The organism is Shewanella sp. Isolate13 (assembly GCF_022398325.1).
Lineage (GTDB): Bacteria > Pseudomonadota > Gammaproteobacteria > Enterobacterales > Shewanellaceae > Shewanella.
Map to the genome: position 1 here is coordinate 25495 of NZ_JAKEVD010000011.1, position 20492 is coordinate 45986.

Sequence of the window (20492 nt, forward strand, 5' to 3'; positions counted from 1 at the left end):
GAGCCTTCCACTATAGCTAAAGCCACTCATTTGAGTGGCTTTGTTTTTTGAGCTAAATTGCATTTTCTAAAAACAGTCTGCAATCACCCTCGTAAAAGTAATCAAAATTAATTGTTGTATAGCGGCAGGCTGGCTCCAATCAGAGTGAAGAGCCCACCACAACACTGATTGAAGCGCTTGCCAGTGCGGCTTAACCATGGTCTAAGCTTAGTCGCGACCCTAGCGATCATGTATTCAACAACAAATTCAATTACCGCAAACGTAGCAGCCATGACGACAAACTGCGCTAACAATGGCCGTTCTGGGTCGATAAATTGAGGCAAGAAAGCGCCGAAAAATAATAGCACCTTAGGGTTGGTTATTGCCGCCAATGCCCCCTGCCTAAATAGCGCAAAACGACTCATTGCACAGCCTTTTGCTATGGGCTGCAATTCCATTGCCGGAGAACGCCAAATGCGCACTCCCAACCAAATAAGGTAGATGCCACCTATCCATTTAAAAACGAGCAAAAAATCAGTTGAGGCAAGCAGTAATGCACCTATGCCGAACATGGCAAGAGCGATTAACACAACGAAACCTAACACACCGCCTGTAATGGTAAATAACGCCTTTTTATGCCCATACATTACCCCATGTGTAAGCGCCAGAAGGCCATTGGGACCTGGGGCAAGCGACAGACCAATAATAGCAACGAGATAAATCAACCAAGTGTCTAATGCCATACTTTTTCCTGTGATGAAGCGATTGTTTCTAACTAATGAGCGGATTATAGGGGAGAAGCATCTGACTTTTCTGATGCAATCAAGACAAAGTAAGGTAATATTTAGACATCGCTTTACGGAAAAGTCATATGTCTCATTTAACAATCGAAAATGCAGCCTCAAACAGCCAAGTTAGCGCTCCGGATGTACGCTTCCTACTACTGCCCTTACCAGAATTTAGCATGTTGCCGTTCGGCGGTTTCATCGATAAATTGCGTTTATCTGCCGATGAGGAAGATTACAGTCAACAGCAATATTGCACTTGGCAAATTATCGGGGTAGAGCCATGTCACCTCGTATCCAGTAGTGGCGTCGCTGTGGAAGTCACTACCACTATCGCTGAGATTGAATTAACCGATTATGACTACTTAGTGGTCTTTGGCGGCCGTAGTGCTCGAAGCTGCCAAGAGCTCCCCAAGCAATACCAAGATCTATTGCGTTTAGGATCGGCTCAGGGGGTAACACTGGTCAGTATCGATAATGCCTGCTTTCTCTTTGCCGCAGCCGGGTTACTTAATCACCATAGCGTGGCGGTTCACTGGCGTCACGTACAAGAGTTTCGAACCGCCTTTCCCAGAATCGACATTCGCACCGATCAACTGTTCTGCATCGATGGAAAAAGGATCAGCTGCGCCGGAGGCAGCGCCGCCATCGATCTGGCTGTAGAGTTATTATCACGCCACTGTGGCCGAACAAGAGCCCTAAAGGGGCTAGCGGATATGCTGGTTGATGAGGCAAGAGAGCAGCGCCACCAACTCAAATCGCTGGATGCCAATATTCAAATAAATAACATGGTTAGACGCCATGTTGGCCGAGCCATTAGTCTAATGCGTCAATTATTAGCAAGCTCTGACACGGTCGATGAGTTGGCAAATAGGCTGGCGATAAGTCGACGTCAGCTTGATAGGCAGTTTAAAGACTGCTTTGGACAGACGGCGCGTGAGTACTGGGCCGAGATGCGGTTACAACATCTATATTGGCGCCTGGTTAATTCCGACCATAGTTTGTCATTCTTGGCAGATGAAGTGGGAATTGCGGATGTTAGCTACCTGTGCAAGGTGTTTCGTAAACGCTTTGGCAAGAGTCCGAACTCATTACGTAAGTCTATTATCTTACCAATAGATTAACTAACAGGTTAAAGATGTTGAGGCTATGCCGATGCGTAAGGATCTTGTTGGTAATACTATCCCCCATTAGCTTTGACGCTTTGCTCCTGTAAGGGCTGCATTTATCCATCATTAAAAGAATTCATCTAGCATGATTTTTTTAGCAACACTTGATTTAGAACAAACTAAATTCGGCTAGGCACTGTAGGTTATCCACTAAAATCAGCATCAAGGAAAGAAGATGACGGATACGCAGATAAAGCGCACGGCTAAAGAACAGGCTGCTAAAGATGTGGCTGTGATAGGTGGCGGCATTATCGGAATTTGCAGCGCCTATTACCTCCATAAAGCGGGTAAGTCTGTGGTGGTTATCGATAAAGATGAGATAGGTAAAGCCTGTTCCTTTGGCAACGCGGGTTATATCACCCCCAGTCACTTTATTCCGCTAGCCGCGCCGGGCATGATCCAAAAAGGCCTTAAGTGGATGCTTAATCCGCAAAGCCCCTTCTACGTGCGCCCAAGTCTCAATATCGACTTCTTAAAATGGTTATTATCCTTTGCTAGAAAATGTACACCGCAACACACCCTCGCTAATCAGCAGGCGATTTTAGATATCAACCTTAAATCCCTTGAGCTATATAAAGCACTACACCAAGTGCCTGAGCTTGATTTTGAGTTTCATCAAAACGGCCTCTTGATGTTGTGTAACACAGAGCAAGGCCTAAACGATGAGGCCACGACAGTGATCCAAGCCAACAAACTCGGCCTGAAAGCGAAAGTTCTCAGCCCTGAAGCTCTGCAGCTACTTGAGCCCAATATCAATCTTGATGTGATGGGTGCGAGCTTCTACCCAGAAGATGCGCATATCGCTCCCTATGAGTTTATTATGACGGTGAAAAACTACCTCAGCGCTCAAGGAGTGGAGTTTAGGCAGCATACTGAAATCAGCGAGTTCATCACAGATAGTGCCAACAACAAGATTAGTGGCGCAAAAACCGCAACCGATGAAATTAATGCCAAAGAGTTTGTTCTCGCCAATGGCCCTTGGTCACCTAAACTTGCCAAACAATTAAGAGTGAACCTGCCTGTCCAGTCAGGTAAAGGGATCTGTGTCAGCTTCGACAAGCCACCCGTCAAAGAGGGCGCCAAGCTTGAGTGCCGCACCCCGTTTATCTTAAGTGAAGCCAAAGTGGCAGTCAGCCCGTTAGATAACGGCATTCGCTTTGGCGGCACCATGGAGCTCGGCGTGCTATCGAGCCAAGAATCATCGGGGATCAGCCACAATCGAATCAAGGGACTGACCAAATCCGCAGCGCGTTATCTACCCGATTTTGACACTAGCCAAGTTGATCCCAATGAGTTTTGGTCAGGCTTTCGCCCCTGTAGCCCAGATGGACTACCGATTATCGGCAGAGCCGATAAGTTCGCCAACCTCACCTTAGCGACAGGGCACGCCATGATGGGGCTAAGTCTTGGCCCAATAACCGGCAAGCTTGTCAGTGAGATAATCAACCAAGAGCAAACCTGTTTGGATCTGACGCCGTTTTTACCAAGTCGGTTTGGCTGAGGGTTAGACTCCGTCTAACAACTGTGAATCAAACTTCGTTTGATAAAAGGTCGTGGCTTTGCCACCTATCAGGCTGCGCCTGACCTTAAGCAATCAAGCTGCGCTTGATAAACATCGTGGGATTCCATCCCACACCCGGGCAAGGAGGACTGCTCGTCCTTATCCTCCTTGCATCCACCATGACGCCCCGACGAAGTTACATGCATTAGATGCAGGCCTCATACTTATGGATAAATCGCTAACGCTTCCGATCGGACTCTGATGTGAATGGATTCACAAATGCCCTGATGGCAGGATGCCAAGGAAGGGCCTGCCCCGCGAAAGCTACGCCGACATCCCTGTCGGCGTCACACGATTGATTCCAACGCACTTCGGCAACTTCGATGGGGGATAAGTGTTTTCTGACAGCCAGTTATGATCTATTAGCTCTTAGGTTATGGCTAAAGCGATAAAACTCTCTTACCTCACTTTTGGACAAAAGTTTGCTGGAGCTTGCAGCTCACCGACCTCTTAAAGCCAAATCAAACTTCGTTTGATAACAAAGCCCACAAAGACTCGATATATGTTTAACTGAGAGTGGCATCCAACAAACGTGGTTCCAATTGCCTGCGGCAGGCGTATGTGCAGACACTTCTGAGACTCGCTGCAAGCACATCCTTGTGAGCTCAACGAAAACATCCATGTTTTCGACGGTCTCAGCCGTATCTACACTGAGTTAGAAAGGCATAATCTTTGCCACTTGGAGTTATGACTAAAGCCCTAGCTCGTTATTGGACAGAAATCATTTATCAGTATCGCTCTAAATGACTTAAGCCAGATTAGACAAAGTACCTTCAAACCTTAAACGCTTGTTCTTAAGTGTGTACTTTTAGGTGGGGCTCTAACAGTTCAAACAAGTCCTTATCGCTAGTTTCATGGAGCGCAAGTGCCATGAAATGTACTTGGTCGTTAATAACTTGATAAATAAGCCACTCTCCTGTTTTATTTTGTGCACTCCATTCAATTGATTTGATGATCTGTGAATTAATAAAAATAGCCCAGTGATCGCTTCTTTTTGGTTGAGATCTTTTTAGCTCATTGACAGCTTCATGTATTAAAGCGTCCTCTGGAAACTTATGTATAAAATAGCGCTTAAAATTGAATATAACTTCGAAGTTTAAACTGTGATGTACATGATACAGACTATAACCTTTCAGAGGGGATGACTTACTTCTGAATGGTTTATACTTCGGTTTGTTAACTTCAACTAGCCTCATTCTTTCCAGTAGATCCGCCAAAAGATACGGATACAATTTACCTCTAAGCTCTACACATTGGTGACTGGTAACCATTGCTAATTGACTGATAATTAATTTAGAAAAGCTAGATGCCGGACAATAATATGCGAGAGCCTCCCGAACTTCAGGGTATGCACTCGATAATTTCGACTGGTCGATATCACATTCAGACAAGTAGTTGATATCACCCAAATACTCTATCGACTTAAACATTTTGTCTCTTAACTCATTCATATTCGAAAACGCATGTAACCGCATTAAGGTGAGTGACGTGAACACCTAACCTAAACCATGGTGCCGTAGACACTAAAGCTGATTCAAACCCAATATGCCATGTCACTCATAGCAATTTATTAAAAGCAATTTTTAGAACATACTGCTTTGCTTCTGTGCGTACTGATGGTCAATAACTTTGGTTATGATTTTTTCTACTTTTAAGCATGTTGGTGTTTGAGTTTGAATGACATCCATTTCTACCAACAATATGTCATTTTTCCCGAATCTTTCCTCACCATTGTCCACGCGGTCTAGAAAAAGTTCATCGATAATTTCGGCGTAAAAACTAGATTGTCCATCACTGAACTTCCATTTATTACCATCTTTAAATGATGGTGACTCAATGACTAAACCAGTTTTAATTGAGTTTGAGAATAAAGGTGTTTCAAAGTCGATAGGCTTGAAATAGTTGCACTCGTTTGCCGCGGCATTAGCCTCAATTTTATGGATCGAAGATCTTACTTTGACCGCCTCTAAACCTTTAGCAAGTGGTTCACGAATGAAACAATCTAAAGAGTTAGCAGCTTTAGCGTCAGCTATAACGTTAATAGTTTCGATATGAAAAACTTGCGTGTCACCGTGCTGGTTTGTCACATGAACTGACTTGTCAACGGTATCTTTTTGTACTTCTTTAGGCTGTAGCCCTTGAAGATGTATACATGCTTTTATGCAGTCTGTAGCTAGCAAAATCAGGTCTTTTGGAGAGCCCGAAGAAAACATTGCAGCAGCTCCTAGATTTACGACTTGAAGTGCAAAATCAATATCAAACGACTGATTTCTAAAGCCCGACACATCAAAAGTAAGCTCGGCATCTTTCCCATATGCATGCTTGGTCGTTATAGCCATAAAATCATCAATAGCAGAGATGTACTTTGCTACATCTTTGGCTCGAAGTTGCCCATTCGCAACTTTATTACCGTGATACTCTAGAGATAGTAAGTCTCTGATATGTAATTCCAACGGTCATTCTCCATGGTTGAACTAAATTGCATTTAATGCCGCGTTAAGTGGTGAGCAACGATACCACCGAGCCTAAACTATTGTGCTGTAAACTCTAAAACTGAATCAAATCGGAAATACCAAGTGTTGGGAATCCGTCTTAAACGCTTTGTAATATTTAGGGGTTACACTAACCGCATGACAAGCAAAGAATATTTTATTTTGTCTATAGCCTCCACTTAACCATAAGGGGTTTTCATCAGCGACTTTTTTTACTTCTGGAAAACGATCAAATAAATCCTCCTCGGTAAACATTCCAGATACACGCGACATTGCAGTTTTAGCTGGCAAGCGGAATAAAATCTTCTCCCCTTCCCAACCAGATTTTGAAACTACACTCTGTGCAATCTTCCCACAACAAACAACCACTTTAGGGTTAAGGATGGATAAAAGCTCAGACCATATTTTTGAAGATAAACTTTGAAGGTCGAGATCGGGATTAACATTTTGTTCATTTCCTCCTCTTTGCGACCACAACACCGCATTTGATACTGCGACTTGTGAAGCACTAACACTCAAAGCCGCTTCAACTGCTAATTTAATTGACCCATCATCCCAAGGGTAAACACCTACAAACTCAGAGGAATAACCTAGCCTTTGAATTCTATCATCAGCCGACATGCTAGAGAGTGATTGAACATAGTCACTATTACTAACTGATAAGTTTTGACTTTCAGCAAGAACCAAAATCCCGTTCCAATTCTCAGGCACATAGGGGATGTACGGCTCACTGATTACGACCGCATTTCTATCATCAAGAACGTACTTCTTGCACGTACTGATTAAACCTTCAACATTTGCCATTCTCATTCCTAAATACATAGCATCCGTACAGCTCGCATACGTATTTAACTAATCTATTATTTAAGCCTTGCTAAACCAAAGCCATTGATTTATCAGCACTCTAGCAGAGTAGTGTTGAATAAACGAGATCGAAAAATTGAAAAGTGAGCATTGATATTTATGTCTTATCGAAAGTAATCTGTAACTGTCATTTATCGATTAGTAAAAGTAGGTCTACTGGCTTGTTTCTTAATCTGTGCAGCTTATCGCCTGAAACCAATAAAGGGGCATTTTTAAGCCAGAAAACTAACTCTTCAGCCCAAATCGAAGAAGAAAATTATCCAGTGCAGATACGGCTGAAGCCGTCGAAAACAGGGTGAGAGATAACGAAGTTATCAAGCTCTCGAACGAGAGGCATGGATGCCGAACTGGCCTTTAAACACGGATGTTGTTTGTTTTCGTTGAGCCTACACGGCCAATTCAGTTCCATACTGAATTTGGCACTCCCTCCATCCATGGAGGTCAGACGTACTAGCGGCGAGCTTCAGCAGCGTCTGCACATACCTCGCAGGAGGCGATTGATAGCGACGAAACTACAAGTTCAGACAGGCTATCCCATAACAAGGATACAAAAATAATGTAACCAACCTTCATTCCAAAGCTAACTCACTTTGGGGCATTTTTAAGCCAGAAAACTAACTCTTCAGCCCAAATCGAAGAAAAAAATTATCCAGTGCAGATACGGCTTAAGCCTTCGAAAACAGGGATGTTTTCGTTGAGCCTACAAGGATGTACTTGAGGCGTGCTTCAGCAGTGTCTGCACATACCCCGCTGGAGGCGATTGATAGCTATGAAGCTACAACATAGACCACACTTCCCCGTAGCTACTGCTTAGAGAAAAATGTAATCAAGCCGTCATTCGAAGGCTAACTCACTTTGGGGCAAAACTGAGTTACGGCACTAACAGAAAACACCGACTCCCCATCGAAGTTGCTGAAGTACGTTGGAATAAATTTCGTGAGTCCAGACATGGATGTCTGGCTAGCTTTCGCGGGGCAGGATGCCCCATCGGAAGCGTTAGTAATTTATCCATAAGTATGAGGCCCGTATACAACGCATGTAACTTCGTCTGGGGCGCTGAGGGTTCGTTAAGGGGGACAAGCGCTTTCCCCCTTGACTCGGGTGTGGGCGAAGCGCCACGACTTTAGTTGTTAGACGAAGTCTAACTTAAAGGTCAGGCGCAGCCTGATGCCCCTAATGTGGGGCGAAGCGCCACGACTTTAGCTGTTAGACGCAGTCTAACTTAATCACTTTCATCAAACGAAGTTTGATTACTAAAGCCCAAGCGCCAGCTTGATTACCCAATCGCTAATCAGCGAAAAAAGTAATTACATAAATGCCAACAACGGTGAGATACACAACAAAACACCCGTGACAATAATCAGGTTAGTTGCCCAACCCTTATATTTGTTCAAGTGTGGCACCTTGTACACCAAATAAGCTGGGATCAAACACCCCACCAAACCAAAGATTGGGCTACAGATAGAGGTGAACGACAGGATTGGCGCATTTAAGGCAATGGCAGACCAAGCCAGTAAAATAATGAACACAGTGATGAGTTTATTCACTAGCTCTTTATTAATTTCAGACTCTTTACGGCTACGCAGTAGTATGTTCATTGCAATGCCACGGCAGGCTTCTTGGAAGGCTAAGAACACACCAAAGAATGAGGTGACCACCGCAAAGATGTTAATCACGATACCAGTAATCGTTGCCCAGCTGCCTGGGAAGTACTGCGCAATAATTGCCAACGCCGAGATGTTCTGGTTCATCGCATCGGTTGCTTGTTCTTGGCTAATGGCAAAAGTGAACGATACCGCAAAGAAGAACACCACCACGAATAAGATGGCAAAGGCAATCTTCATCGCTCGCTCTGCTTTAAAGCGCGCCACTTCAATCGACTTTTCGTGTGAACGATAGGAGATCACCATTGGGCTTAACGATTGAATAAACAGAATCGAGGTTAAGGTAAATGGCAGCGTGATAATGGCATTTTTTAGCATTGAGCCAAATTCCCCCATACTTGGAATATTGGCCATATCCCAACGAGCCATCAGTAACACGCCCATTACTGCCACCAGTGACAATACAGTCACCGCCATAAAACCAGACAACTTAAATAGCAGCTTTTCGCCTTTTGAACCGATAAAGGCCAATAGGCAGATTAAGCCTAAACCGTAGAATACATTGTCACTTAGCTTGCCCTCTGTCACCCCGAATGAATGCAGGTAAGAGGCGCTGTCGTTAGTCACGGCTAACGAATAAACCAATACCCAAATCACCAACATCAAGAAGTACAGCACACCTAATGCGATGCCCCAGTTTTTACCAAGATAGTTTTCAATCACACCTGGGTAATCGGTACACTTTTTTGATTCGGCTAATGTATTGATAAATAACTTTTGGAACAGATACATGGCTGGGTAACCAATGATAGACGACAGTAAAAATACCCATAGCCCCATCACACCAACTTGCACAGGTAAAAATACAATACCCGCACCGATGGCCATACCAATACTCATCACGATCCAACCAATATCGACACTGTCAAACTTGGTTGCTTGTTGCCATTCGGCTCGTGTCATATTGGCGCGTTGGTGCAGGGGTTTTGCTTGGCTAACACCAGTTGGTGCGCCTTGAACTACTTCACTCATATATCAATTCCATTAAATTTGGCTATAGCCACTGATATGATAAAAATTATAATTATGTTTATGAGAAAACAGGGGTACCGCGTTTGCTTGGCCTGAGCATACTCAAGGATGGAGAGAATTTTTTTATTAAAATTCATCGCTATTGACGTAGATTTAGCAAAACATGCTCTCGATTCAGTGATTTTTTCACATCGTTTTTCCATACTGATCCAAATCAAGAGTTAATCACTTTTAACGGCGCAATAGTTTGATGCCCTTCACCTTATTAGTCATTAATCTTCAACTGATGAGCGCGCAAAAACGTGATTCATTTCAACATTTTAGATTTCAACTTGGAGAGGCTTGGCGCACATTTCGTAAGTTTTAGTGATGGCCACAACTAAACAAAATCAATACGTGAGCAATGTCACCAAGCCAATTTCTACCTCAATCGGTATAAAAATCAATCGACTAGCAGACTTTCTTGGCAAAGCTATTCTAGGCAGAGGGAGTATTTCGGCTGGATAAATGAAAAAGCCAAGTCGATTCTAAACTAAGAAACGACTCGGCTTGGGGTGTAGGTTAACGCTTTTTGATAAACACTATGACTTGGCTTTTACTTAGGCTTTTACTTGGGCTTTAGCAAAATCCTATTTTACTTGTGCATCATAATTTCTAAGATCTGCACATCCGTTTGTGTCATCGCGCCATTTGCCAATGTCGCAAGGTTACGAATGGTTTGGTCTACATCATCTGCAACAATACCTTCCGTCCCCGTGACTCGAATGCCATCAATCGCCATTAAGGCCGCTTTTACCGCTGCGCCTGCCGATGAAGACACCTTCATGGCACAAGCCGTCTTTGCGCCATCGCATATCACCCCGCTAACATCGCCAATCATGCTACAAATGGCAGCACTGACTTGCTCAATCTCACCTTCAAGCAAATAAGTGATGCCCGCAGCCGAGCCCATTGCTGCGGTGGTTGCGCCGCATAAGGCTGATAGCTTATTTTGGTAGCTCTTAATATAGATAGCCGTTAAGTGCGACAGCATCAATGCTCGTATCGTTTGCTCTTCGCTGGATTTAAGAAAATCGGCACTGACTACCACAGGCATGGTTGCCGCAATACCTTGGTTACCAGAGCCTGAATTACTCATGGCTGGCATCATAGCGCCATCCATACGCGCATCAGACGCGCCAGCGGTGCGGGTCAAGACTTCTGTCAGTAAGCCGCCTGACAATAAACCTCTTTGTTGGTTTTTAACAAAAGTCGCGCCAATTTTAAGACCATAGTTACCACTGAGGCCTTCAATGGATAGAGCATCATTTAGGCTTTTAGCCTGCATAATAAAGCTGATATCGGCTAACGGGGTATGAATGGCAAAATCATAAATATCTTGCAGTTTTGCTTCTATAAATGGGTTAACTTTACTGCCGTTATCACCCGCTACCTTGGCTTCTGGCTCAACTAAACATTGCTCGCCATTTTTTGCAATCGCAATAACCTTAGTATGGCTATCGGCAATAGTGACGCTCACCGTTTGCTGCTGATGGTACACCGTGACTTTGGCATATAGCACATTAGCCACATCGGCCACCCCGACTGTCACTTGCTCGTTAGCCAGCATTAACTTCGCAGCCTCAACATCGCTACCCTTGATGTTTTTTAATACTTCAAGACCCGCATGACGATCACCTGTTACCGCACCGATTGCGGCGGCAATAGGTAAGCCAACCATACCTGTACCTGGAATACCCACACCCATGCCGTTTTTCATTAAGTTAGCAGACACAGCAACATCTATTTTTATCTCAGATGGCAGTACTTGCTTACTCATACCTAACTCATCAATGGCAATCGCTGCCGCTAATGCTACAGAAATCGGCTCAGTGCAGCCAAGAGCTGGCACTACATCGCGTTTAACTGCTTCAAGGAATAAAGGCCATAGGTGTTGCTTCATCGTTCTACTCGCTTTTAGTCATCGACACTATTTGGAATAAGGTCATTGCAATCTTTGCTTCATTGTAATGGATTGACTAAAGAAATATTTTTCCATTTTTTCTACAATTGACACACTAAAGAGAATATTTTTCTACTAAAATACAATCAAAAACCATGCAAATGCTTAATTAAGCAACAGTAGACAAACTCATTAGGAAGAACCTTGTGGTTGAAAAAGTAAAACTAGATAAAGTCGACCGACAACTACTCACCATGTTGCAGCACGATGTCACGCTGTCACTCAATGAGTTAGCTAAAGCCGTAAATTTAACGACCACGCCTTGCTGGAAACGCTTAAAGCGACTGGAAGAGGAAGGGGTGATCAACAAGCGAGTCGCCCTACTCAACCCGAGTAAAATTGGCGTTGATTTCACCGCATTCGTGCAGGTTAAGACCTGTGATCACTCCCATGCTTGGTATGAAACCTTTATTGAAGCGGTCTACGCCATGCCGGAAGTGATGGAGTTTTATCGCATGGCGGGGGAATATGACTATATGATGCGGGTACAGGTGGAAGATATGGCGGCCTTTGACCACTTTTATAAGCGCTTGGTTAATCAAGTGGCAGGCCTCACCAATGTCACTTCAACTTTTGCCATGGAGTCATTGAAATTCAGCACGGTTTTGCCATTAAAGCCTGCTTAATTAACCCTCATCGCTTCCGAGTTTATTTAAACCGATAAAAAAGGGATGCAACCAGTGCATCCCTCTCTCTTAATACCTTGCCGCCATAAGCTTATTTAGGCTCTATCTGCTCTACCATCAGTTGCAGACTCTGGTTGCCTCTAAACTCGTTTACATCGAGTTTATACACCACCTGTGCATATTGAATCGTGGCATCGGGCCAGGTCTTCAAGTCCACATTAAAGGCGATGGCATCGAGCATCACGCGGCCACATTCGGTTTCTAAAATCAATTTTAAGTGCTTCTCGCCGACAATGCGCTGCTGGATCACTCTAAAGTAGCCATCAAACAGCGGTTCGGGGAATGACTGCCCCCAAGGGCCTGCACTTCTTAACTCACTGGCAAGCTCAAGCTTAAACTGCTCAGGCACTAGCTCGCCGTCAGACACTAGCTCACCAGTTAATAACTCTGGCGCTAACACTTCCCGCACCGCCTTGTCATAAGCATCGGCAAACAGGGAAAACTGCCCAGCTTGAATCGATAAGCCTGCGGCCATGGCGTGACCGCCAAACTTTAAAATCAGCCCAGGGTGACGGCTGTTGATTAACTCTAACAGGTCGCGCATATGCAGACCCTTAATCGAGCGCGCCGAGCCTTTAATCTCGCCCTCTCCCGCTTCGGCAAAGGCAATTACTGGACGGTGATACTTATCTTTAATGCGCGAGGCCAAGATACCAATCACACCTTGATGCCAATCGGCCTGATAGATGGCAATGCCCCATGGCAGTTCAGCTTCGTTAAGCTCGATACTCTCAAGGCTCTTGAGCGCCTCCTGCTGCATGTCGGCTTCGAGATCGCGGCGCTCGGCATTGAGGCCATCGAGTTCCGAGGCCATACGCCGAGCCAGCATCATATCTTCACACAGCAAGGTTTCTACCCCAAGCGCCATCTCATCGAGGCGACCCGCGGCGTTAAGTCGTGGCCCAACGGCAAAGCCAAAGTCTGAGGCAACGATACGTGACGGGGTGCGTTTAGCGACTTCTAGCAAGGCTGTGATCCCCACACGGCAACGACCCGCTTTGACTCGCTGCAGACCCGCCTCCACTAGAATACGGTTATTAGTGTCGAGCGATACCACGTCGGCCACCGTGCCTAAGGCAACGATATCCAGTAACTGCGCAAGGTTAGGTTCGCTAATGCCCTGCTGCTGATACCAGTTGCGGCTTCTAAGCTCGGCTCTAAGCGCCGACATCAGATAAAACGCCACACCTACACCCGCAATCGACTTACTGGCAAACTCGCAGCCGTCTTGATTGGGGTTCACAATCGCATCGGCGTCCGGCAAGGTATGGCCCGGAAGATGGTGGTCGGTGATCACCACTGTCATGCCGTGGGCTTTTGCCGCCGCTACCCCCTCAATGGATGAGATACCGTTATCGACGGTGATCAACAATTCTGCTTGCTTGCTGGCGGCAACGGCAACAATTTCAGGGCTTAAGCCATAGCCATAATCGAAGCGGTTCGGAATGAGGTAATCCACCTTTTGCGCGCCCATCATCCTTAGCGCCAACACACAGACACTGGTGGAGGTAGCACCATCGGCATCGAAGTCACCCATGATAAGTATCGACTTTTGCGCCTCGATGGCATCGGCAATGATCTTAGCCGCCTGTTCTAGGCCAGCCATGGTGTTGGGTCGCAGTAACTTACCAAGGCTCAGCTCACAATCGTCAGCAATCACGCCACGGCTGGCATAGATCTGTTTTAAAATGGGAGAAAGCGTATCGGGAAGGTGGCTATCATCGACTCTGGGGCGGCGAACTATCTTATGGATCACGTTGGATTAAACCCTCAAAACTAAAAACAGTAGCAGCATAGCAAAGACTGCCGGAAAAGGGGCACAAAAAAGGTGAGCCTAGGCTCACCTTTTTCATCAATGACTCAATTCAGGACTGAATTACTGTACTGATTCTAAAGTACGTAGTAGTGCCTTAGGTGGCTGGTAACCAGGAATTAAGGTACCGTCTGCTAGAATAATCGCTGGTGTACCGTTAATACCAAAGGTTTGACCTAGGTCATATTGCTCTTTGATCTTCGCATCACACTTGGCTTGTTTAACCGCTTTACCGTTTTTGGCATCGCCCATGGCTTTAAGCGGGTCTGCTGCACACCATACAGACTCCATCTCATCGGCATTGGCCGATGGTACACCTGCACGTGGGAAGGCAAGATAACGCACTGTAATGCCAAGGTCGTTATACTCTTGCATCTCGTTATGTAGCTTACGGCAGTAACCACAGCTCACATCGGTAAACACGGTAACAACGTACTTTTCATTCTTAGCCTTGTAAACCAGCATGTCCTCTTCCAGTGGCTTCATCATATCCACACGAGGACCCGCCATCGCCGCTTCGGTTAAGTTCTTCATGCCCTTATCAAGATCATAAAGATTACCATGAAACAGTTTTGAACCATCTTTGCTGATATACAGCACACCACGGTTAGTGAAGGCCTCATATAAATCTGGGATAGGTGATGGCTTCATCGAAAGCACTTCAACGTTTAACGCTTGGTTTAACTTCTGCTTCAACGCTGCAGTATCATCGCCTGTGCTGTTTGATGCTGCTAGGGCTGCAGGTGCAATCAGCATTGCAGCAATCAAAGAAAATGTTCGAGTGAACTTCATTAGTTTTCCTACTCTTTTGTAAGGGTCAGACTGACAGATATAAATGATTAGACCTTATCTGGAGCTGAAAAGTTACAGACTCAACTCAGTTAAAGCAAATTATTTGCTGTAACTAAATCATACAGACGTGAAACTCATCATATAATTCAATTAAGTAGCGAACTACTGAAAGTTATTCTGCAGCTCCGATTTCGCCTACATACACTCAAAATTCTAACCTAATAGTCATTAGGCCTCGACTCAATAATCGTCATTCAAAGCGTAAACGCAATTGAACCTGTTTGTTTGCACTAGCCTCGAGGGTGATGTTCACTGTGTAGCGTCGCCAGCCTTGCGGTCGCAACATGAGTATAGATCTGAGTGGTCGAAAGATCGCTATGTCCAAGCAGTAATTGCACCACACGCAAGTCTGCGCCGTGATTAAGCAAGTGAGTCGCAAAGGCATGCCTTAGGGTGTGAGGGGAAAGCTCTGTAGTAATCCCGGCTCTTAGCGCATAGAGTTTGATGCGGTGCCAGAAGGTTTGCCGCGTCATCTGCTGCGCCCGTTTTGAGGGAAATAGTACATCACTCTGCTTGCCGTTAAGCAGCTCGGCTCTGGCAAACTTCAGGTAGGATTCAATCTCGGTAACGGCGAGCTCGCCCAGCGGCACGAGACGCTCCTTGCCGCCTTTACCTGTAATGCGCACTAGGCCTTGGCGCAAACTTAGTTGCTCCATGGTCAGTCCCACCAGCTCTGATACACGTAGCCCCGTAGCGTATAGTAGCTCCAGCATCGCCTTGTCACGACACTCAATCGGGTCGTCTTGTTCTGGCTCCGCCAATAAGCGATCGATATCTTCTTCACTGAGAGAGTCTGGGAGTTTACGAGCCAGTTTGGGCGACTCAATGAGCGCCATCGGATCGGTATCGATCTGTTTCTTGACGATAAGATAGCCGTAGAAGCGTCTGAGACTGCTCATCATGCGCGCGCTACTGGTCTTAGCGAACCCTTTATCGAAGCGCTCAGCCAAATAGTTGCGAATGTCGAACTGAGAACAAGTCACTAGGTCGTCACCTTGCTTTTGCAGGTAACGGTCGAGGTGACGCAGATCGGTACGATAGGCACTTAAGGTGTTATCACTTAAGCCCTTGGTTGACCATAGGTCATCTAAAAACAGATCAATAATACTATTGGGCGTGTACTTATCGGCCACTTCTCATTCCTATCTACGATTTAATCAAGAAGGGCCTAGAATCTAGGACGCTTCGCGGCTAGAGCGGACTTCGTCCTGCTATACAATCAAGAGACCGCTCTCAGCTCTTATCTTTCAGCCTTTGCTTTTCCGTAAGCGCAGCGTTCCGTAAGTGACGCAGTCACGTTCGTAAGTCCGCAGGCCGTGCATCTTTTATCGTCTTGGCTTCTCCTAGGATCTGCTTTTCCTAGCACCTAGCACCTTCTTTTCCATCTTAGCTTTCCCGGCTCTTCCCCGGCTTTTAAACAAAAAGGCGATGCTCATAGAGCATCGCCTCAATATTATGCCATCGAACTGGCTTAAGCTATTAGCTTTAACTAATCGCTTTAACGGTTAGCTTTAGTTAACCGCTAACTGCTCGCTTGGCTTTTTAACTAGCATACAAGCGATAATTGCGATAGCCGTTGGTAGTAACCAAGCCATACCTTCGTTATGCAGTGGCATAAAGTTCAATACACTCACGTCAACACCTGCGGCCTTGATGCCGTCGATGATGCCGAAAAACAGCGCCACACTCAGTACGATACGGTGAGCCGCCGTTGGGTTAGCGAAACGTTCGGTTAAGAATGTCACCGCAACCAAGGCGATAGCCACAGGGTAAACCGTCATCAGTACTGGAACGCTGATACTGATTAGCTGAGCTAAACCTACGTTAGCGATGGTCGCACACACAACACTCACCACTACAACGAAACGACGGTAAGAGATCTTTGGTAGTAGCTCGTTAAAGTACTCACTACAGGCACTAATAAGACCCACTGCTGTCGTCAAACAAGCTAGTGTCACAACCGATGACAATAGAACCATGCCGCTTGCGCCGAATTTAGCGGTAACATAGTTAGTTAAAATCACACCGCCATTCTCTGCGCCAACCGCTAAATCGCCCGCCGTAGCACCTAAGTAGAACAGTGAAACATAAACAAATGCCAAGCCTGCCGCCGCAATCAAAGCCGCTTTAATCAAATAGTTAGTCTGTGCTTTTGGCTCAGTAACACCTTTCTTACGTAAGATATCGATGATCAACATACCGAAGATCAATGAAGCTAAGGTATCCATGGTGTTATAGCCTTCCAAGATCCCCTTAGTTAGCGGGCTAGCTTGATAATCACCCACTGCGGCGCCGATATCGCTACCTGGGATCACGATAACAGAGATCGCTAGGCCAACTAATAATAAGATAAGGATAGGCGTTAATACTTTACCTACGCTGTCGAGTAGCTTACCCGGGAACAGAGCTAATACCATAGAGAGACCGAAGAAACCTAAGGTATAAATAAGCTGTGCGATGTTGAACGTTAGGCCCGCAATCATAAAGGTCGCGCTGGTGTCAGTTAGAAACGGCTTAAAGCCCACTTCATAAGCAACCAGTCCAGTTCTTGGTGCGGCGAACGCAGGACCTATAATGATGAAAATAGAGACGGCTAATGCAGTCGCAGCGATGGGAGGCAGCAATTGCATTATTTTACCGTTCGCTTTAGCGACAGCAATAAGAGTAATAAGAGGAAGGCCGACCGCAGTAATCAGGAAGCCAAACATAGCTAGGGTGATATTTTCGCCCGCTAAAAAACCCGCTAACGGAGGGAAAATTAAGTTACCCGCCCCCAAAAAGAACGCGAAGGTCATGAAACCTAAGCCTATCGTATCCGTGATACTCATTTGATTATTCTGCACTTTACTGCCCCATCATAATTTTATTTAGTTAATTATTTCGTGCCATCACATTCCTAAGGCACCACTTAGGTTGATGACAAAAAAATGTGTAATCTTTACTTTACACAGCTCCGTGGTAAATAGGGCCTATTCTTGGCGAGTTTTTGAACAGCAGCGGAAAAAGTAACGCTTCAATTGCTTTAAAACTGGTTTACCTTCTCTAAAATTGAGCTTTTACCCAACAAAGAGGGGCATACTATTAACAGAGTAGCTATAAACAAACAAGCAGGCATACGGAAAAACGGCCAATCTCGATACAAACCGCAACAAGCAAGTAACAGAATACTCCCATTACTTACATTCACCCCATGAGCACCCACAAGCTGACACATCCGCTTTAATAGCCAGCATGCTGTTCAAAGTGAGTAACCACTTACATGCAAAAACGCTAAAGCTTGCTTAAAGCATTAACAATTAAACTTAGATTAGTAGATTACGCTATACACTTGATTAGCGTACAATTAGCTTAACAGTTCAAATCAACTCTTGTTGCAATGCCATTTACCTTCAAACTATTTCATGTCGATGACAGTCGCTGCGGCATGCCCGTTAGCACCGATGGTGTACTTCTGGGCGCTTGGGCACCATTAGTGCAGGCCAAGACCATACTCGATATTGGCGCAGGCAGCGGCCTATTAAGCCTGATGGCCGCACAACGCAGCCAAGCTCAGATCACCGCCATCGAGCTCGACAGCAATGCCGCCCTAGACTGTCAGCAAAACTTCGATGCCAGCCATTGGCTCGATCGCCTCGAGGTTATCTGCTGTGATATCCAGGCCTACTGCCAACATGAACCACAGCGACAATTTGAGCATATCATCTGTAATCCGCCCTATTTTGCCAATGGGCCGCAATCGAGCGATGCCTCAAGAGCGGCGGCGCGCCATACTGACAGCTTAAGCTTCGATAGCTTACTGAGCGCCATTAAACAGCTACTGGCGCCACAAGGAGCGGCGAGTCTGATCTTGCCTATCGAGTCGGTCAAGCTATTTGAGAGTAAGTTGAGCCAATATAAGCTCAAGCTAAGCCAAAGGTTGCTGGCCGCCAGCGTTGAGGGTAAAGCGGCAAATCGACAAGTATTAGTGCTGCGTCATGCTCTTCTCAATACAGATGATCCGAAAAGCCCTAGCGAGCCAAGAGTTGCAGGCAATCTTGAAGCGATTAACGAGCAGCAACTTTATATTCGTCAGAAAAATGGCCAGTACAGCCAAGCCTTTAACCTATTGAGCCGGGATTTTTATTTAAAGCTTTAAGGATCTGGCGATCTAATCGTTTCAAGTCGCTTCTATAAGCTTTATAATGTCCGGCTATTATTTATTGAGATGCCACGCATGCAATTTGAAGATCTCCAGCTTGACCCTTGTTTGTTAGAGTCATTAAAAGCAATGGGCCACAACAAGCCCACTACGATACAACAACAAACAATCCCAGTTGCCATGGAGCAAAGGGATATCTTGGCGCGTGCGCCAACGGGTACGGGTAAGACTGCAAGCTTTCTTCTGCCTGCGTTGCAGCACCTGATCGACTTTCCACGTCGATATGGCGGCCGAGCGCGTGTATTGATCCTGACCCCTACTCGTGAACTTGCTAGCCAAATTCATCGCTATGCCAGTCACCTTGCCACAGGCCTAGGCCTAGACACCGTCATCATTACTGGTGGTGTTCCTTACGGTCCTCAAGAGGAAGCGCTACAGAAGAACGTTGACATCTTAGTGGCGACGCCAGGCCGTTTGATGGAGTACCTAGATAAGGGTCACTTCAACGCCGAAGACGTTGAAATACTGGTGATCGATGAAGCCGACCGCATGCTAGATATGGGCTTCTCGGCTGTCGTTGAAAGCATTGCAATCGAGTCGGTAGGCCGTAAGCAAACCATGCTGTTCTCTGCAACGCTTGAAGGCAGCGACGTAGGGCGTTTCTCACATCAGCTGCTAACAAACCCAGTTAGACTGGAAGCTGAAGCACCACGCAGCGAAAAAGCCAAGATCCATCAATGGATCCATCTAGCCGATGACAAAGCCCATAAGTTTGCTTTGCTGGCTGCACTTTTAAAGCAAGAAGAAGTTCAGCGCACCATCGTCTTCGTTAAGACCCGTGAAGCGGTTGCTAGCCTTGAAGGCCTGCTACAGAAAGAAGGCATCGCTTGCGCGTTTATGCGTGGCGATATGGAGCAAAAAGCCCGTTTCCAAGCGCTAGGTCGTTTCACCAAAGGTGAAGTCAATATCTTACTCGCAACCGATGTTGCTGCACGCGGTATCGACATTGACGGTATTACCCATGTTATCAACTATGACATGCCACGCTCTGCAGACACTTACGTGCACCGTATCGGTCGTACGGGCCGCGCTGGCGCCAAAGGCACTGCCATATCATTGGTTGAAGCCCACGATATTCGCGTAGTCGGTAAAATTGAGCGCTATATTGGTCAGCCTCTGAAGCGTCGTTTCATTAAAGATCTACGCCCTAAGAACAAAGAAGCTAAGCCACCAGGAAAGAAGAAAGCGGGTCCGGAAGGCAAAAACTTTAGTAAGAAAAGCAAGAAGAAAAAGAAGAAGTAAGATTCGTTTTTCTTAGCCAAAAGGGTCACATCAGGTGACCCTTTTCTGTTTGTACCAATTCCCTCGGCAACTCGCCATCTCCTTGCGTTCGATAAGCAAAGCTTAAGAACAACCTTAACGCCACATACTGAAACATATTATTTACAAATAAAGATGTTACCTTGACTCTGACTCTGGTAATTTATGCAATTAGAAAAGTCTATGCATGGAAAA

General features: G+C 45.7%; 15 protein-coding genes. 5 read left to right on the plus strand and 10 right to left on the minus strand.

Features of this window, described 5'->3' with window-relative positions:
- Positions 1 to 107 precede the first annotated feature (107 nt).
- Positions 108 to 722: a LysE family transporter gene (locus L1D44_RS09440; RefSeq protein WP_239890107.1), complete on the minus strand. Its 615-nt coding sequence runs from the start codon at positions 720 to 722 to the stop codon at positions 108 to 110.
- Positions 723 to 850: 128 nt separating this feature from the next.
- Here L1D44_RS09440 and L1D44_RS09445 point away from each other — a divergent pair, with 128 nt between their 5' ends.
- Entirely contained in the window at positions 851 to 1888 is a 1038-nt protein-coding gene (locus L1D44_RS09445) for a helix-turn-helix domain-containing protein (protein ID WP_239890108.1), read from the plus strand.
- 220 nt (positions 1889 to 2108) lie between these two features.
- Positions 2109 to 3434, plus strand: a complete 1326-nt coding sequence (locus L1D44_RS09450) for an FAD-dependent oxidoreductase (RefSeq protein ID WP_239890109.1) — start codon at positions 2109 to 2111, stop codon at positions 3432 to 3434.
- An 854-nt stretch (positions 3435 to 4288) separates the two neighbouring features.
- Here L1D44_RS09450 and L1D44_RS09455 read toward each other — a convergent pair.
- The 5 genes from L1D44_RS09455 to L1D44_RS09475 all read right to left on the minus strand — a co-directional run bounded on the left by L1D44_RS09455 (position 4289) and on the right by L1D44_RS09475 (position 11428).
- A complete protein-coding gene (locus L1D44_RS09455) occupies positions 4289 to 4924 on the minus strand; it encodes a hypothetical protein (protein WP_239890111.1) in 636 nt (211 codons plus the stop codon).
- A gap of 153 nt (positions 4925 to 5077) precedes the next feature.
- Positions 5078 to 5947, minus strand: coding sequence for a hypothetical protein (locus L1D44_RS09460; protein WP_239890113.1), 870 nt, complete (start codon positions 5945 to 5947; stop codon positions 5078 to 5080).
- Between the two features lie 105 nt (positions 5948 to 6052).
- Positions 6053 to 6790, minus strand: coding sequence for a hypothetical protein (locus L1D44_RS09465; protein ID WP_239890114.1), 738 nt, complete (start codon positions 6788 to 6790; stop codon positions 6053 to 6055).
- A gap of 1367 nt (positions 6791 to 8157) precedes the next feature.
- A complete protein-coding gene (locus L1D44_RS09470; protein ID WP_239890222.1) occupies positions 8158 to 9417 on the minus strand; it encodes an amino acid permease in 1260 nt (419 codons plus the stop codon).
- Between the two features lie 703 nt (positions 9418 to 10120).
- Entirely contained in the window at positions 10121 to 11428 is a 1308-nt protein-coding gene (locus L1D44_RS09475) for an L-serine ammonia-lyase, iron-sulfur-dependent, subunit alpha (RefSeq protein ID WP_239890116.1), read from the minus strand.
- Between the two features lie 206 nt (positions 11429 to 11634).
- Here L1D44_RS09475 and L1D44_RS09480 point away from each other — a divergent pair, with 206 nt between their 5' ends.
- Positions 11635 to 12114 carry an Lrp/AsnC family transcriptional regulator gene (locus L1D44_RS09480; RefSeq protein ID WP_345773631.1) on the plus strand — a complete coding sequence of 160 codons (480 nt, stop codon included), beginning with the start codon at positions 11635 to 11637 and terminating at the stop codon, positions 12112 to 12114.
- Positions 12115 to 12205: 91 nt separating this feature from the next.
- Here the strand turns inward: L1D44_RS09480 and recJ are convergent, their stop codons facing one another.
- From recJ to brnQ, 4 genes are all read right to left on the minus strand, one after another.
- Positions 12206 to 13930, minus strand: a complete 1725-nt coding sequence (gene recJ / locus L1D44_RS09485) for a single-stranded-DNA-specific exonuclease RecJ (protein ID WP_239890118.1) — start codon at positions 13928 to 13930, stop codon at positions 12206 to 12208.
- Positions 13931 to 14050: 120 nt separating this feature from the next.
- Complete coding sequence (dsbC, locus tag L1D44_RS09490; protein WP_239890119.1) at positions 14051 to 14779, minus strand: bifunctional protein-disulfide isomerase/oxidoreductase DsbC; 729 nt, start codon at positions 14777 to 14779, stop codon at positions 14051 to 14053.
- 290 nt (positions 14780 to 15069) lie between these two features.
- Positions 15070 to 15972, minus strand: coding sequence for a site-specific tyrosine recombinase XerD (gene xerD, locus L1D44_RS09495; RefSeq protein WP_239890121.1), 903 nt, complete (start codon positions 15970 to 15972; stop codon positions 15070 to 15072).
- 378 nt (positions 15973 to 16350) lie between these two features.
- Positions 16351 to 17667: a branched-chain amino acid transport system II carrier protein gene (gene brnQ, locus L1D44_RS09500; protein WP_239890226.1), complete on the minus strand. Its 1317-nt coding sequence runs from the start codon at positions 17665 to 17667 to the stop codon at positions 16351 to 16353.
- A gap of 548 nt (positions 17668 to 18215) precedes the next feature.
- Between brnQ and L1D44_RS09505 the strand changes: the two genes are divergently transcribed.
- Both L1D44_RS09505 and srmB read left to right on the plus strand, forming a co-directional pair.
- Complete coding sequence (locus L1D44_RS09505) at positions 18216 to 18974, plus strand: methyltransferase (RefSeq protein WP_239890123.1); 759 nt, start codon at positions 18216 to 18218, stop codon at positions 18972 to 18974.
- Between the two features lie 78 nt (positions 18975 to 19052).
- Positions 19053 to 20279, plus strand: coding sequence for an ATP-dependent RNA helicase SrmB (gene srmB, locus L1D44_RS09510; protein WP_220769487.1), 1227 nt, complete (start codon positions 19053 to 19055; stop codon positions 20277 to 20279).
- Positions 20280 to 20492 lie beyond the last annotated feature (213 nt).